Raw genomic sequence first — 14,427 nt, 5'->3', positions numbered from 1 at the left:
TGCCGAAGGGGTCAGAGGATGTAGCGCGACAGGTCGTCGTCCTGCGCCAGTTCGCCGAGATGGCCATTGACGTACTCGGCGTCGATGCGGATCGGCTCGCCGTTGCGCTCGCCCGCGAGGTCACCGGCACTGAAGGACACTTCCTCCAGCAGCCGCTCGAGCAGCGTGTGCAGGCGCCGCGCACCGATGTTCTCGGTCTTTTCGTTGACCTGCCAGGCGATCTCGGCGAGGCGCTTGATGCCATCGGCGAGGAAGTCGATATGCAGCCCCTCGGTCTTGAGCAGCTCCCGGTACTGCTCCGTGAGCGAGGCGTGCGGTTCGGTGAGGATGCGCTCGAAGTCCTCGGGCGACAGGGCCTTGAGCTCGACGCGAATCGGCAGGCGACCCTGGAGTTCGGGCACCAGGTCGCTGGGCTTGGACAGGTGGAAGGCGCCGGAGGCGATGAACAGGATGTGGTCGGTCTTCACCATGCCGAGCTTGGTGTTGACCGTGCTGCCCTCGATCAGCGGCAGCAGATCGCGCTGCACGCCTTCGCGCGAGACGTCGGCGCCACCGGTGTTGCCACGCTTGGCGACCTTGTCGATCTCGTCGATGAAGACGATGCCGTTCTGCTCGACCGCCTCCAGCGCGCGGGCCTTGAGTTCTTCCTCGTTGACGAGCCGGGCGGCTTCCTCGTCGCGCACCAGCTTGAGCGCGTCCTTGATCTTCAGCTTGCGGGTCTTCTTCTTGCCCTTGCCCATGTTGGCGAAGAGGTTCTGCAACTGGCTGGTCATCTCCTCCATGCCGGGCGGGGCCATGATCTCCACGCCGGCCGGCGTCTCGGCGACCTCGATGTCGATTTCCTTGTCGTCCAGCTGGCCTTCGCGCAGCCGCTTGCGGAACAGCTGGCGGGTGTTCGAATCGCTCGCCTGCACCGGCTCCTCGCTGAAGCCCACAGGCCGCGCGGCGGGCAGCAGGGCATCGAGGATGCGTTCTTCGGCGGCGTCTTCGGCGCGGTAGCGGACGCGGGTCATCTCCTGCTCGCGCAGCATCTTCACCGCGGCATCGGCGAGGTCGCGGATGATCGACTCGACGTCGCGGCCGACGTAGCCGACCTCGGTGAACTTGGTGGCTTCGACCTTGATGAAAGGCGCATTGGCCAGCTTGGCCAGGCGCCGGGCGATTTCGGTCTTGCCGACCCCGGTCGGGCCGATCATCAGGATGTTCTTCGGCGTGACTTCCGGGCGCAGCTCGGCCGGCAGCTGCATGCGCCGCCAGCGGTTGCGCAGGGCGATGGCGACGGCGCGCTTGGCATCGTCCTGGCCGATGATGTGGCGGTTGAGTTCGTGGACGATCTCGCGGGGCGTCATGGACATGTGCGGTACTCCGGGAACGGCCAGCGATCAGATCGCGCTGTCCAGTTCCTCGATGGTCAGGTTCTGATTGGTGAAGACGCAGATGGTGCCGGCAATGTTCAACGCCGTTTCGGCCACCTGGCGCGCCGAGAGCGCATCGTTGTGCTCGAGCAACGCCATGGCGGCGGCCTGGGCGAAGCCGCCGCCGGAGCCCATCGCGATCAGCCCATGCTCGGGTTCGACCACGTCACCCGTGCCGGTGATGATCAGCGACGCGTCCTTGTTGGCGACCGCCAGCATGGCTTCGAGGCGGCTCAGGGTGCGATCGGTTCGCCAGTCCTTCGCCAGCTCGACGGCGGCGCGCACCAGGTGACCCTGGTGTTTTTCCAGCTGGCCTTCGAAGCGTTCGAACAGGGTGAAGGCATCGGCCGTGGCACCTGCGAAGCCGGCCAGCACCTGGCCGTGATAAAGGCGGCGCACCTTTTTGGCGTTGCCCTTCATGACGGTGTTGCCCAGTGAAACCTGGCCATCGCCGCCCATGACGACCTTGCCGTGGCGGCGAATCGAAACGATGGTGGTCAAGGAAATATCTCCACGCTACGGGGGCCGAGCGGCCCGGGTTCGTGGAGATATGGGGGAGCGTGCTGGGGAATTCAACGGTCGGGGAAGCAGGAGGGCGATCCGGTCGCCCTCCTGCTCGACTATCCCCCTTTGCGCTGCTGGAGCAGCAGGTTGGTGTAACCGGCGTCGGCCAGTTTCTTCTGCGCTTCGCTTAGCTGGGCGCGGTCGGCGTAAGGGCCGACCAGCACGCGGTACCAGGTTTCGTCGCGGACGGTACCGGCTTCGACCCGCACGTCCTGGCCCAGGAGCAGGATCTGCGCGCGAACCTTGTCGGCGTCGGCGCGTTTGCGGAAGGAGCCGGCCTGAAGAAAGAAGCGCGTCGTCAGCGGCGCCTTGGCGATGGTCGGCGGCGGTGGCGGCGTTTCCCCGTTGAGTGCGGCTTGGGCGCGCGCCGCATCGATCTTGGCGGCTTCTTCAGGAGTGACCGGCTCGCTCGGCGGCGGCGGAACCGCGTCCGGCGGCACGATCACCTCGGACTCGGGCAGCAAGGTGTAGAAGTCGTACTTGGGCTTGGCTGGCGGCTCGGCGACCGGCTTGGGCTTGGGTTTGGCCGCCGCCTGTTCGGCGGGTCGCTTGATCTCGTCGCCACCGGGTTCGAGGTTGAGCAGGAACACCGCGAAGGCGCCGACCAGCAGGCCGCAGGCCAGCCAGATCCAGCCGGGCACCGGCTTCTTCGCGGGGGCCTGATAGCGGCTGGCGCCGCGTTTGGGTGCGGGTTTCTTCTTCGCCATCGCTGTTCGTTACATCCGTTCGAGGGTTTCGAGCCCCAGCAGCTCGAGGCCCTGCTTGAGCGTTCGGCCGGTCAGGGCGGCGAGCCGCAGGCGGCTCTGCTTTTGCGCTTCCTGTTCGGCGGCGAGAATCGGGCAGTGCTCGTAAAAGCTGGAGAACAGGCCGGCGAGCTCGTACAGGTAGCTGCACAGCAGGTGCGGAACGCCCTTCTCGCCGACCGTGTTGAGCACGTCGCCGAACTGCGCGAGTTTCCCGGCGAGCAGTTGCTCGTGCTCGGCCTGTAGGGCGATTTGGCCACCGAGGACATCCATGCTCGTGCCGGCGCGCCGGAAAATGCTGGCGACGCGGGTGTAGGCATAGAGCAGATAAGGCGCCGTGTTGCCCTCGAAGCTGAGCATCTGCTCGAAGTTGAAGCTGTAGTCGCTGGTGCGATGCTTGGAGAGATCGGCATATTTCACGGCGCCGATGCCGACCGCGCGGGCAATCTGGCGGAGTTCGTCTTCGGCCAGTTCCGGGTTCTTTTCCTTCACCAGGCTGTAGGCACGCTGCTCGGCTTCGTCGAGCAGGTCCACCAGCTTGACGGTGCCGCCGTCGCGGGTTTTGAACGGCCGGCCGTCGACGCCGTTCATGGTGCCGAAGCCCATGTGCTCCAGGCGCATGTCCGGACTCACGAAGCCGGCGCGGCGAGCCACTTCGAACGCCATCTGGAAGTGCAGCGCCTGGCGCTGATCGACGAAATACAGCGCACGATCAGCGTGCAGGACCTGGCTGCGATAGCGCATGGCGGCGAGGTCGGTAGTGGCGTAGAGATAGCCGCCGCCGGCTTTCTGCACGATGACCGGCAGCGGGTTGCCTTCGGCGTTCTTGAATTCGTCGATGAAGACGCACTGCGCGCCGTCGCTTTCGCTGAGCAGCCCCTTGCCGAGCAGGGCGGCGACGATCGTCGGCAGGTCATCGTTGTAGGCGCTCTCGCCCTTGACGTCGGCGGGGGTCAGCCGGACGTTGAGGCGGTCGTAGACCTTCTGGCAGTGCGACAGGGATATATCGTTGAAGCGATGCCAGAGGCGCAGGCACTCGGCGTCGCCGGCCTGCAGGCTGACGACCAGCTGGCGTGCGCGGTCAGCGAAATCGGCGGACTCGTCGAAACGCTTCTTGGCGGCCCGGTAGAACTGCTCCAGGTCGCTCAGCTCGCTTTGCGCGGCGGCGGGTTGTTCCTCGAGGTAGGCCAGCAGCATGCCGAACTGCGTGCCCCAGTCGCCGACGTGGTTCTGGCGAATCACTTCGTCACCGAGAAACTCGAGCACGCGCGCCACGGCGTCGCCGATGATGGTCGAGCGCAGATGGCCGACGTGCATTTCCTTGGCCAGATTGGGCGACGACAGGTCGATCACCACGCGCTCGTGCGCACCGGCCTTGCGCACGCCGAGCCGTTCGTCCGCCAGGGCGGCTTCGAGTCGGTTGGCCAGCGCCTGGCTGTTCTGGAAGAAGTTCAGGAAGCCGGGGCCGGCGATCTCGACCTTGGTGATCTGGTCATCCTGGGGCAGGGCATCGATCAACTGCTGGGCGAGGTCGCGCGGTTTCATGCCGGCCGGCTTGGCGAGCATCATCGCGATGTTGCTGGCGAAGTCGCCGTGGGCCTTGTCCTTGGTGTTCTCCACCTGGATCGCCGGCGTCAGCCCTTCAGGTAACACGCCCTGTTCGGTCAGGCGGTCGAGGGCGTGCTGGATCAGCTGGCGAATCGAATCTTTCATGGTCTGCTCGTGGCCGCTACGGAAGGAGGGCAAGGAAACGCGGCATTATCCGTACCGTCGTCGGGGTTGCCAACCGCTGGCCCTGACTCGGGCTCGAGTCAGAAGAGGTCGATCGGGTCGATGTCCAGCGACCAGCGCACCGCACGCGCGTCCGGCAATTGTTCGATTTGCGGCAGCCACGCGGCGAGCAGCCGGTGCAGCGGCGCGCGTGCGCTCGACTGCACGAGCAGCTGGGCGCGATAGCGACCGGCACGGCGCTCCATGGGGGCCGGCACCGGGCCGAGCAGCTCGACCGGTGTGTCCGTCGCCTGCATGGCGAGCTGCTCGGCCAGCGCGCAGGCCTCGTCGAGGAAGCGCTCGGCCTGGCCCGGGCGATGGGCTTCGGCCCGCAGCAAGGCGAGGTGTGCGAAGGGCGGCAGGCCGGCTGCACGGCGTTCGGCCAGCGCCTGCTCGGCAAAGGCGAAGTAGCCCTGGTCGGTGAGCTGCACCAGCAGCGGATGATCCGCCAGGTGGGTCTGGATCACGACCTTGCCCGCATCGGCGCCCCGCCCGGCGCGCCCGGCGACCTGCACGATCAGCTGCGCCATCCGCTCGCTCGCCCGAAAATCGGCGGAGAACAGTCCGCCGTCGGCATCCAGCACCGCGACCAGCGTGACTTTCGGAAAGTGGTGGCCTTTGGCGAGCATCTGCGTGCCGACCAGCAGGCAGGGCTCGCCGCGGTTGATGGTGGCGAACAGCTCATCGAGCGCGCCCTTGCGCGACGTCGTGTCACGGTCGATGCGCAGCACCGGATACTGCGGAAAAAGCGTGGTCAGCCGCTCTTCGGCGCGCTCCGTGCCGGCGCCGACCGGTCGCAGGTCGACGTGTTGACAGCGCGGACACTGGGTCGGCGGGCGCTCGACGTGGCCGCAGTGATGGCAGCGCAGTTCGTTGGCGCGCTGGTGCAGCGTCATGCGCGCATCGCAGCGCGAGCAGTCGCTGAGCCAGCCGCAGTCATGGCAGAGCAGCGTCGGCGCAAAGCCACGGCGATTGAGGAACACCAGTACCTGATGACCCGCCGCCAGCGTCTGGCCGATGGCCTGTTGCAGCGGCATGGAGAGGCCGGCATCCAGCGGACGGCTCTTGATGTCCAGCCGTAGCAGCCGGGGTGGCTGCGCGCCGCCCGCTCGCTGGGTGAGGCGCAGCAGGGCGTAGCGGCCACTGTGGGCGTTGTGCAGGCTCTCGAGCGAGGGCGTTGCCGAGCCGAGGACCACCGGTAGTTTTTCATACCGCGCGCGGACGATGGCCAGGTCGCGTGCGTGATAGCGAAGCCCTTCCTGCTGTTTATAGGAAGCGTCGTGCTCCTCGTCGACGATGATCACGCCGGGACGCTTGAGGGGCGTGAACAGGGCCGAGCGGGTGCCGATGACGATGTCCACCTCGCCATCGCGCGCGGCCAGCCAGGCGTCCAGTCGCTCCCGGTCGGTAATGCCCGAATGGAGCACGGCGATCCGTGCGTTGAAACGCTGCGCGAAGCGCTCGGCCGTCTGTGGCCCCAGGTTGATCTCGGGAATCAGCACCAGGGCCTGCTTGCCGGCCTGGAGTACCTGATGGATGAGCTGTAGGTAGACCTCCGTCTTGCCGCTGCCGGTGACGCCGGCGAGCAGGAAACCCTGGTAGGTGCCGAAGCGGGCGCGGATCGACTCGACGGCGAGCCGCTGCTCGTCATTGAGCGGCAGTTCCGATTGCAGCAGCCAGCTGCCTTCGTGGCGGCTGGGTTGGGTCCGCCGGACCTCGATGCGCAGCAGGCGCTTTTCCAGCAAGAGGTCGAGGCTGTCCTTGCTGAGCTGAAGCTTGGACAGCAGCGCGTGGTGCACGCCTTGCGGGTGCTGGGCGATCGTGCGGAGGGCCTCGCGTTGGCGCGGCGCGCGCGATAGGCGAGGGTCGTCCAGGCGCGCGCCTTCGGTCATGTGCCAGTAGCGCTCCTGCCGCGCCTCGGCCGGCTCGCCCTGGCGCAGCAGCGTCGGCAATGCCCAGCTGAAGGTGTCGCCGAGGCTGTGCTGGTAGTACTGAGCCGTCCACTGGCAGAGCCACAGCACGGAGGCAGGTAACGGTGGCGTCGGGTCGATCAGCTCGAGTGCCGATTTCAGCTTGTCCGCTGGAACGTCCGTGCTCGTCACGACTTCGACCAGAACGCCGACGACCTCGCGCCGGCCGAAGGGGACGCGTAGCCGCATGCCTGGCTGCAGCGCGCCGGCCGGTACGCCGCGGGGCGCCCGGTAGTCGAACAGCCGGCGCAACGGCGAAGGCAAGGCGAGGCGCAGAAACAGGTCGGGCACGCGAGAGGTCCTGAGTGGCGGGCGCGGAATCTTAGCAGGCCGTGGGCGCCACACATCGGCCAGCGCTTGCCTGGCTTGCAACAGGCAGGTGCTTTGGTATAGTCGCGCCCTTCACGTGCGGTACTCGACATAGGGTCGGGTGGCGGCACGCAAGCCTTGAGGATTCAAACATGAAAGCCGATACGCATCCGACGTACGAAGCCATCGAAGCCACCTGCAGCTGCGGCAACGTCATCAAGACCCGCTCCACGCTGGGCAAGAACATCGCCCTTGACGTCTGCTCCGAGTGCCATCCGTTCTACACCGGCAAGCAGAAGGTTCTGGACACCGGCGGCCGCATCGACCGCTTCAAGCAGCGCTTCGGCGTGTTCGGCGGCAAGTAAGCCCTCCGGACAGAAAGCCAATGAGGTTTTCGTGCTTATCGAAAAAGGCGCCCCTGGTGGGCGCCTTTTTCATGGCGCTGTATTCCATCGGGGACGTGGTCGCCGATACCTCGGAGAGCTGCCGGCCCCCGGCCGCCGCGCAGGTTGTACAGGTGTCCAAGGTGATCGACGGAGACACCCTGCGTCTGGCGAGCGGGCGCAGTCTCAGGCTGATCGGTCTCAATGCGCCGGAGCTCGGAGGTCCCGGCAAATCGGCCCAGCCGTACGCCGAGGCGGCCCGCCGCGCACTCGCCGAGCATGTTCGCCGCAGCGACGGTCGTCTCCGGTTGGTTTCGGGTGCGGAGGCCACGGATCGCTACGGGCGTCTGCTGGGACATGCCTATGATCGCGGCGGCCGCAACCTCGAGGCCGTGATGCTGGCGCAAGGCATGGGGTACTTCGTGGCGATCGCACCCAATACCGCTCTGGTGGCGTGCCATCTGGCCGCGGAGAACGAGGCGCGCCGGACGAGTCGCGGCGTCTGGCAGCGTTCCCCCGTCATCGAGGCGGACAGGATCACCCAGGGCGGGTTTGCCGTGGTGAGGGGGCGGGTCGAGCGCGTCGAGCGCAACCGCGGCGGCGTCTGGCTGGAGTTGCACGGACAGGCCGTCGTCCGTCTTGTCGGCGAACTGGATGGCCTCGACGAACCGGAGCGGCTCGAGAGGCGTCGCGTGGAGGTGCGGGGTTGGATCGTCGAGCGAAAGGCGACCCGGCATGCGCGCTGGATGATCACGGTGTCGCATGCGGCGATGCTGAAAAGCCTGGAATAGTATCCAGATTTTCCAATTCGTGTATTCAATGATGTCGTCCAGTATCGCTCTGGAACGAACGAACCTCGCCCGGTCATTTAAGTGTCGCTTCGCCAAAAGTCGTAGCAAAAGCCCTTGACAGAGCCTTTGGGGTGAACTTGTTCGACCCAGGCATCTTGCGTATTCTCGACCGCCTGTCTGTCCTAGAAAAACATAAGCGGAAACCAACATGACCGATTTGAAGACCGCCGCGCTCCACTATCACGCAGAGCCTCGTCCCGGAAAACTGAGCGTCGAATTGACCAAGCCGACCGCGACGGCGCGTGATCTTTCCCTCGCCTATAGCCCTGGTGTGGCCGAGCCGGTGCGTGAAATCGCGCGTGACCCGGAACTGGCCTTCCAGTACACCGGCAAGGGCAACCTGGTCGCGGTCATCTCCGACGGTACCGCCATCCTCGGCCTGGGCAACCTGGGTCCGCTGGCGTCCAAGCCGGTCATGGAAGGCAAGGGCGTGCTGTTCAAGCGCTTTGCCGGGGTCGATGTCTTCGATATCGAAGTCGATGCGGAAAGCCCTCAAGCCTTCATCGATACGGTCAAGCGCATCTCCATTACCTTCGGTGGCATCAATCTCGAGGACATCAAGGCGCCCGAATGCTTCGAGATCGAGCGCACCCTCATCGAGCAGTGCAACATCCCGGTGTTCCACGATGATCAGCACGGCACCGCCATCGTGACGGCCGCCGGCATGCTCAATGCGCTGGAGATCGCCGGCAAGACGCTGCCCGAAGCCAAGATCGTCTGCCTCGGCGCTGGTGCGGCAGCTACCTCCTGCATGAAGCTGCTGGTCAGCATGGGCGCGAAGATCGAGAACATCTTCATGCTCGACCGCAAGGGTGTCATTCATGCGGGACGCGACGACCTGAACCAGTACAAGGCGATCTTTGCGCACGAGACCGACAAGCGCACGCTGTCCGACGCGCTGGACGGCGCGGACGTGTTCGTCGGCCTGTCGGGCGCGAACCTGCTGAGCCCGGAAGATCTGAAGCGCATGGCGGCCAACCCGGTCGTCTTCGCCTGCTCGAATCCCGATCCGGAGATCAGCCCGGAGCTGGCGCATCAGACGCGCTCCGACGTGATCATGGCGACTGGTCGTTCGGATTACCCGAACCAGGTCAACAACGTGCTCGGCTTCCCGTTCATCTTCCGCGGTGCGCTGGACGTGCGGGCCACCCGGATCAACGAAGAGATGAAGATCGCCGCCGCCAATGCGCTGCGCGAACTGGCCAAGCTGCCTGTTCCGGCGGAAGTCAGCGCCGCCTATGGCGTGGACACGTTGGAGTTCGGTCGCGAGTACATCATTCCGAAGCCGATGGACCCGCGTCTCATCACGCTCGTGTCTGACGCCGTGGCGAAGGCCGCCATCGAAAGTGGTGTCGCGACCTTGCCCTATCCGGCCAACTACCCGCTGCAATCCGTGGCCGACGTGTTCAAGCGCTGATCCGGCCATGAGCTGACGCTACGCGCAGGTCTGGAGCCGTCCACCAGGCGCGATAGCAAAAAAAATCCGACGCCTTCTGACGTCGGATTTTTTATTTCTGCGGCCCGGTTTGGCCGGACGTGTCAATCGAGATCGCCGTTTACCTCAGAACAGGTCCATTGGCGTCGCTTCGGAAGCGGGCAGGGGACTGCCCGGGGCGCCGAAGCCCGGTCCGAACTCACTCATCGGCGGCGGCGTGTCCTCGCGCTTGAACAATTCGAAGTAGGCATTGGGCGTGGTTGGCGACGCCGCACGGCCGCTGACCGGATCGATCCGGATGGTGACCAGGCCGTCAGGTTCGGCCGGCAAATGCTGAGGTTCGCCTTCGAGCACTGTTCCCATGTACTTCATCCAGATCGGCAGCGCGACTGTGCCGCCATATTCGTGGCGGCCGAGCGATTGGGGTTGGTCGTAGCCGGCCCAGACCGTGGTGACGATGTCGGCGTTGTAGCCGGAGAACCAGCTGTCGAAGGATTCGTTGGTGGTGCCGGTCTTCCCGGCCAGATCGCTGCGGCCAAGCGCCAGCGCTCGGCGGCCGGTGCCCCGCTTGATCACGTCCTGAAGCATGCTGGTCATGATGAACGCGGTGCGTCCGTCGATGACGCGTTCGGCTTCCAGCGGAGCCTGTTCGCCATTCTGCGAGGCTTCGACGGGAACGCTAGCCACCGGGTCTTCGCTCGGCTCGGCGCGAAGGAAGTCTGCCGGCTGGCTGCCGGGCACGGTCGGTGGGTTGGCTTCGTAAAGCACGTTGCCGTCCCGGTCCTCGATTCGTTCGATGAGGTAGGGCTCGATGCGGTAGCCGCCGTTGGCGAAGACGGCCCAGCCTGCGGCGACCTGCATGGGCGACAAGGTGGCCGTGCCAAGCGCAAGGGAAAGGTTGGGGGGCAGATCGCTGCGTTCGAAGCCGAATTGGCTGATGTAGTCGATGGCGTAGCGAATGCCGATCGCTTGCAGGACGCGAATGGAGACGAGGTTGCGCGACTTATACAGCGCCTCGCGGAGCCTGATCGGCCCGAGGAACGTATTGTTGTCATTCTTCGGGCGCCAGACTTCGTCGATCTCTTCGTTGACGAAGACGATCGGCGCGTCGTTCACCATGCTCGCTGCGGTGAAGCCCGCGTCGAGCGCCGCGCTGTAGACGAAGGGCTTGAAGCTCGAGCCGGGTTGCCGCTTGGCTTGTATCGCCCTGTTGTACTTGCTCTGTTCGAACGAGAAGCCACCCACCAGGGCCTCGATGGAGCCATCGGTAGGATCGAGCGACACCAGCGCGCTCTGTGCCGCTGGGAGTTGCGTGAAGTGAGCGGTGTCGTCCTGGAAGCGTATCCGTATCAGGTCGCCCACCTGGGCGACGTCGCCCGGGCCTTGCGGCACGGGGCCGAGGCTGTTGATCGACTTGAACGGGCGAGCCCAGCGCATGGTCTCCCAGGGCACCGGATGTTCGCGTCCGTCGCGCGTCATCACCATGATGCCGCTCTTCTCGACCTGCGTGACGATGGCGGGATGCAGCCCCGAGAGCGATCGCGTCTGCTCCAGTCGTTCCAGCCATTGCTCGCGCGACAGGTCAGGAAGCCGGGCTTCCGGCCCGCGGTAGCCATGTCGGTGATCGTATTCGATCAGGCCCTGATCGACGGCCTGGTTGGCGGCCTTCTGATTGTCGCTCACGACGGTGGTGTAGACCCGGTATCCCTCGGTATAGGCGCCGCTGCCGTAGCGTCCGACCAGCTCGGATCGCACCATCTCGGCTATATAAGGTGCGTGCACTTCGGGCGCCGAGACGTGATAGCTGGCGTCGACCTCCTCGCTGATTGCCTTTTCATAGCGGCTCTGGTCGATGTAGCCGAGCCTGAGCATACGGCCGAGAATCCAGTCTCGACGTTCCTTGGCGCGTTCGGCGTTCGCCAGCGGGTTGAAGGCGGAGGGCGCCTTGGGCAGGCCGGCGATCATCGCGAGCTGGGCGAGGTTCAGCTCGTCGATCGACTTGCCGTAGTAGACCTGTGCCGCTGCCTCGATGCCATAGGCCCGGTTGCCAAGATAAATCTTGTTGACGTACAGCTCGAGGATCTCTTCCTTGGTCAGCTCGCGCTCGATCTGTAGCGCGAGGAGGATTTCCGTCAGCTTTCTCGAAAAGCTCCGCTCGTTACTCAGGAAGAAGTTCTTGGCGACCTGCATCGTGATGGTGCTGCCGCCTGTCTGGATTTCGCCAGTCTTCAATAATTGCGTGGCAGCGCGCATCAGGCTGCTGACGTCGACGCCATAATGGTTCGCGAAGTTGTCGTCCTCGGCGGCCAGCAGTGCGTGAATGAAATCTTCAGGGATTTCGTCGTAGCTGATCGGCGAGCGCCGCATCTCGCCGAATTCCGCGATGAGCTTGCCGTCCTGGCTGAATACCCGAAGCGGAATCTGCAGCTGGATGTTTCGCAGCGATTCGACCGATGGGAGTGTCGGGCTGAGATAGAGAAAGGCCCCGCTCACGCTGAGCAGAACGCCGCAAGCCAGTGCGACCAGGGACCAGAGGATGAACTTCACAAAAGACATCAGCTATACAGATCCAGCGGAAAGGGATTAATTCGCTGCGAAGGCAGAAAGGAAAAACCGGTCACATTATATGCGGTTTTTCCATGGGGGAGGTCTTGGCGCTTCTGTCAAGAGTGTTATCTAATGTGGAAAAACAACATTAATCCGTAAGTGTCGGACAGAAATAGGAAATCGATCGTGCTAGGGCTCTTCACTAAGAAAGCGAATACGCTGCTTGGGATCGATATCAGTTCGACCTCAGTCAAGCTCCTGGAATTAAGCCGGACCGGCAATCGCTACCGAGTCGAGGCTTATGCCGTGGAGCCGCTGCCGCCGAATTCCGTGGTCGAGAAGAATATTTCCGACATGGAAGGTGTTGGTCAGGCGCTGAGTCGAGTGGTGGCAAAGGCCAAGACCGGCGTGAAGTCCGCAGCAGTGGCCGTTGCGGGCTCGGCTGTGATCACCAAGACCATCGAGATGGAGGCAGGCCTGACCGACGACGAGCTGGAGAACCAGCTTCGTATCGAGGCCGATCAGTACATTCCCTATCCGCTGGAAGAGGTCGCTATCGACTTCGAGGTCCAGGGTCTGTCTGCGCGCAATGCCGATCGGGCTGAGGTGCTTCTCGCTGCCTGTCGCCGAGAGAACGTGGAGGTCCGCGAAGGTGCGCTTGCCCTGGCCGGGCTGACGGCGAAGGTGGTGGACGTCGAGGCGTATGCACTGGAGCGCGCCTACGGCCTGCTCGAGGCCCAGTTGGGTGGGGGTTCGGAGCTGACCGTCGCGATCGTCGATGTCGGTGCGACGATGACTACGCTCAGCGTGCTGCACGCTGGCCGCACCATCTATACCCGCGAGCAGCTCTTCGGCGGCCGCCAGTTGACCGAGGAAATCCAGCGGCGCTACGGATTGTCCGTGGAGGAAGCGGGTCTCGCCAAGAAGCAGGGTGGTCTTCCAGACGACTACGACAGCGAGGTTTTGCAGCCGTTCCGCGAGGCAGTCGTCCAGCAGGTTTCGCGGTCGCTTCAGTTCTTCTTCGCGGCCGGTCAGTTCAACGATGTGGACTACATCTTGCTTGCAGGCGGTACCGCGTCAATTCCGGGACTGGATCGGCTGATTCAGCAAAAGCTCGGTACCCAGACTTTAGTCGCCAATCCCTTTGCCGATATGGCGTTGAGCAACAAGGTGAATGCAGGCGCGCTGGCCAGCGACGCCCCGGCTTTGATGATTGCGTGTGGGCTGGCCATGAGGAGCTTCGACTGATGGCGCGTATCAACCTGCTCCCCTGGCGGGAGCAACTGCGTGAAGAGCGCAAGCAGCGGTTCATCCTCGCACTGGGCGCCGTGCTGGCGGGGGCGGTAGGGCTGGTGTTCCTCGGTGGGCAGTACCTCGAAGGTTCGATCGAGGGCCAGAACGCACGCAATGACTTTATTCGCAAAGAAATCGCGGTGCTCGATGCCCGGATCGCCGAGATCAAGGAGCTCAGGGAGCGCCGTCAGCAGTTGCTCGAGCGCATGAAAATCATCCAGGACCTTCAAGGGAACCGACCGATCATCGCGCGGATGTTCGACCAGATGGTGCGTACGTTGCCGGACGGCGTTTATTTCACTGATCTGAAAATGGACGGCAAGACCGTTTCGATCGTGGGCGCGGCGGAATCCAACAATCGCGTTTCCAACCTGATGCGTAACCTCGACGCCTCCGAGTGGCTCGAGTCGCCCAACCTGAACGAAGTCAAGGCAGTCACCTCCGGCGCGGTGGATCAAGCCAACGTGTTCCAGCTGACCGTGCAGCAGACGCAGCCCGGCGCCGAGGATGCAGGAGACAAGCAATGAGCCTGGCTGATTCCCTGGAAAGTCTCCGCAAAGTCGATCTCGCGGATCTTGACCTCAACAACCTGGGTTCCTGGCCGATACCGGTCAAGGTGATCACCTGTGTCCTGCTGCTCATCGGCGTGCTGGTGCTGGGCTACAACGTGCACCTCAAGGACAAGCAGGCTCGGCTCGAGCAATCGCAGTCCGAAGAGCAGACGCTGAAGCAGGACTTCGAGCGCAAAGCGTTCCAGGCGGCCAATCTCGAAGCCTACAAGGCTCAGATGGCGGAAATGGAAACCTCCTTTGGTGCGCTCCTGCGGCAGCTGCCCAGCGATACCGAGGTGCCGGGGCTGCTCGAGGACATCACCCGTACCGGTCTGGGTAGCGGCCTGGAATTCGAAGAAATCAAGCTCAAGCCCGAAGTGGTGCAGCAGTTCTACATTGAATTGCCGATCGAGATTCGGGCGGTGGGCAACTACCACGACCTGGCGACCTTCGTGAGCGGCGTTGCCAGTCTCCCCCGGATCGTGACGCTGCACGACTTCCATATCGAGCCCGTCAGTGACGACAGCAGCTCCAAACTGCGCATGAGCATTCTCGCCAAGACATACCGGTATAACGACAAGGGGCTTCAGAAGTGA

The 14,427-nt window shown here is 64.2% G+C and carries 12 protein-coding genes; 6 read left to right on the top strand and 6 right to left on the bottom strand.

The features are described 5' to 3' along the window. Window positions 1-11 precede the first annotated feature (11 nt). From hslU to D7325_RS06630, 5 genes are all read right to left on the bottom strand, one after another. Window positions 12-1,355, bottom strand: a complete 1,344-nt coding sequence (gene hslU, locus D7325_RS06650; RefSeq protein WP_120994767.1) for an ATP-dependent protease ATPase subunit HslU — start codon at window positions 1,353-1,355, stop codon at window positions 12-14. 27 nt (window positions 1,356-1,382) lie between these two features. Beyond that, window positions 1,383-1,916, bottom strand: coding sequence for an ATP-dependent protease subunit HslV (gene hslV / locus D7325_RS06645; protein WP_120994766.1), 534 nt, complete (start codon window positions 1,914-1,916; stop codon window positions 1,383-1,385). Window positions 1,917-2,035: 119 nt separating this feature from the next. Beyond that, window positions 2,036-2,686: an SPOR domain-containing protein gene (locus D7325_RS06640; protein ID WP_120994765.1), complete on the bottom strand. Its 651-nt coding sequence runs from the start codon at window positions 2,684-2,686 to the stop codon at window positions 2,036-2,038. Between the two features lie 9 nt (window positions 2,687-2,695). Further along, window positions 2,696-4,435 (bottom strand): arginine--tRNA ligase, encoded by a 1,740-nt coding sequence (argS, locus tag D7325_RS06635; protein WP_120994764.1) that lies wholly within the window; start codon window positions 4,433-4,435, stop codon window positions 2,696-2,698. A 98-nt stretch (window positions 4,436-4,533) separates the two neighbouring features. After that, complete coding sequence (locus tag D7325_RS06630) at window positions 4,534-6,753, bottom strand: primosomal protein N' (RefSeq protein WP_120994763.1); 2,220 nt, start codon at window positions 6,751-6,753, stop codon at window positions 4,534-4,536. A gap of 170 nt (window positions 6,754-6,923) precedes the next feature. Between D7325_RS06630 and rpmE the strand changes: the two genes are divergently transcribed. From rpmE to D7325_RS06615, 3 genes are all read left to right on the top strand, one after another. Then, a complete protein-coding gene (rpmE, locus tag D7325_RS06625; protein WP_120994762.1) occupies window positions 6,924-7,136 on the top strand; it encodes a 50S ribosomal protein L31 in 213 nt (70 codons plus the stop codon). Between the two features lie 56 nt (window positions 7,137-7,192). Next, entirely contained in the window at window positions 7,193-7,945 is a 753-nt protein-coding gene (locus D7325_RS06620) for a thermonuclease family protein (RefSeq protein ID WP_245962033.1), read from the top strand. 208 nt (window positions 7,946-8,153) lie between these two features. Beyond that, a complete protein-coding gene (locus tag D7325_RS06615; RefSeq protein ID WP_120994760.1) occupies window positions 8,154-9,422 on the top strand; it encodes a malic enzyme-like NAD(P)-binding protein in 1,269 nt (422 codons plus the stop codon). 144 nt (window positions 9,423-9,566) lie between these two features. On the opposite strand, the gene D7325_RS06610 is transcribed toward D7325_RS06615, so the two are convergent. Further along, window positions 9,567-11,996 carry a penicillin-binding protein 1A gene (locus D7325_RS06610; protein WP_120994759.1) on the bottom strand — a complete coding sequence of 810 codons (2,430 nt, stop codon included), beginning with the start codon at window positions 11,994-11,996 and terminating at the stop codon, window positions 9,567-9,569. 177 nt (window positions 11,997-12,173) lie between these two features. Between D7325_RS06610 and D7325_RS06605 the strand changes: the two genes are divergently transcribed. From D7325_RS06605 to pilO, 3 genes are read left to right on the top strand one after another with little or no spacing between them, the layout of a single operon-like run. Further along, entirely contained in the window at window positions 12,174-13,235 is a 1,062-nt protein-coding gene (locus D7325_RS06605) for a pilus assembly protein PilM (RefSeq protein ID WP_120994758.1), read from the top strand. Then, window positions 13,235-13,807, top strand: a complete 573-nt coding sequence (locus D7325_RS06600) for a PilN domain-containing protein (RefSeq protein ID WP_120994757.1) — start codon at window positions 13,235-13,237, stop codon at window positions 13,805-13,807. Before D7325_RS06605 ends, D7325_RS06600 begins: the two co-directional genes overlap by 1 nt. Then, window positions 13,804-14,427 carry a type 4a pilus biogenesis protein PilO gene (pilO, locus tag D7325_RS06595; protein ID WP_120994756.1) on the top strand — a complete coding sequence of 208 codons (624 nt, stop codon included), beginning with the start codon at window positions 13,804-13,806 and terminating at the stop codon, window positions 14,425-14,427. The genes D7325_RS06600 and pilO overlap by 4 nt, the downstream gene beginning before the upstream one ends.

It is taken from the genome of Stutzerimonas urumqiensis, assembly GCF_003640395.1.
In the GTDB taxonomy this organism is placed as follows: domain Bacteria; phylum Pseudomonadota; class Gammaproteobacteria; order Pseudomonadales; family Pseudomonadaceae; genus Stutzerimonas; species Stutzerimonas urumqiensis.
This window is presented reverse-complemented; position numbering and strand designations above follow the sequence as displayed.

Bases quoted from the DNA above. Each gene is read 5' to 3' on its own strand.
- hslU (WP_120994767.1), bottom strand. From the start codon at position 1,355: ATGTCCATGACGCCCCGCGAGATCGTCCACGAACTCAACCGCCACATC.
- D7325_RS06640 (WP_120994765.1), bottom strand. From the start codon at position 2,686: ATGGCGAAGAAGAAACCCGCACCCAAACGCGGCGCCAGCCGCTATCAG.
- argS (WP_120994764.1), bottom strand. From the start codon at position 4,435: ATGAAAGATTCGATTCGCCAGCTGATCCAGCACGCCCTCGACCGCCTG.
- rpmE (WP_120994762.1), top strand. From the start codon at position 6,924: ATGAAAGCCGATACGCATCCGACGTACGAAGCCATCGAAGCCACCTGC.
- D7325_RS06615 (WP_120994760.1), top strand. From the start codon at position 8,154: ATGACCGATTTGAAGACCGCCGCGCTCCACTATCACGCAGAGCCTCGT.
- D7325_RS06610 (WP_120994759.1), bottom strand. From the start codon at position 11,996: ATGTCTTTTGTGAAGTTCATCCTCTGGTCCCTGGTCGCACTGGCTTGC.
- D7325_RS06600 (WP_120994757.1), top strand. From the start codon at position 13,235: ATGGCGCGTATCAACCTGCTCCCCTGGCGGGAGCAACTGCGTGAAGAG.
- pilO (WP_120994756.1), top strand. From the start codon at position 13,804: ATGAGCCTGGCTGATTCCCTGGAAAGTCTCCGCAAAGTCGATCTCGCG.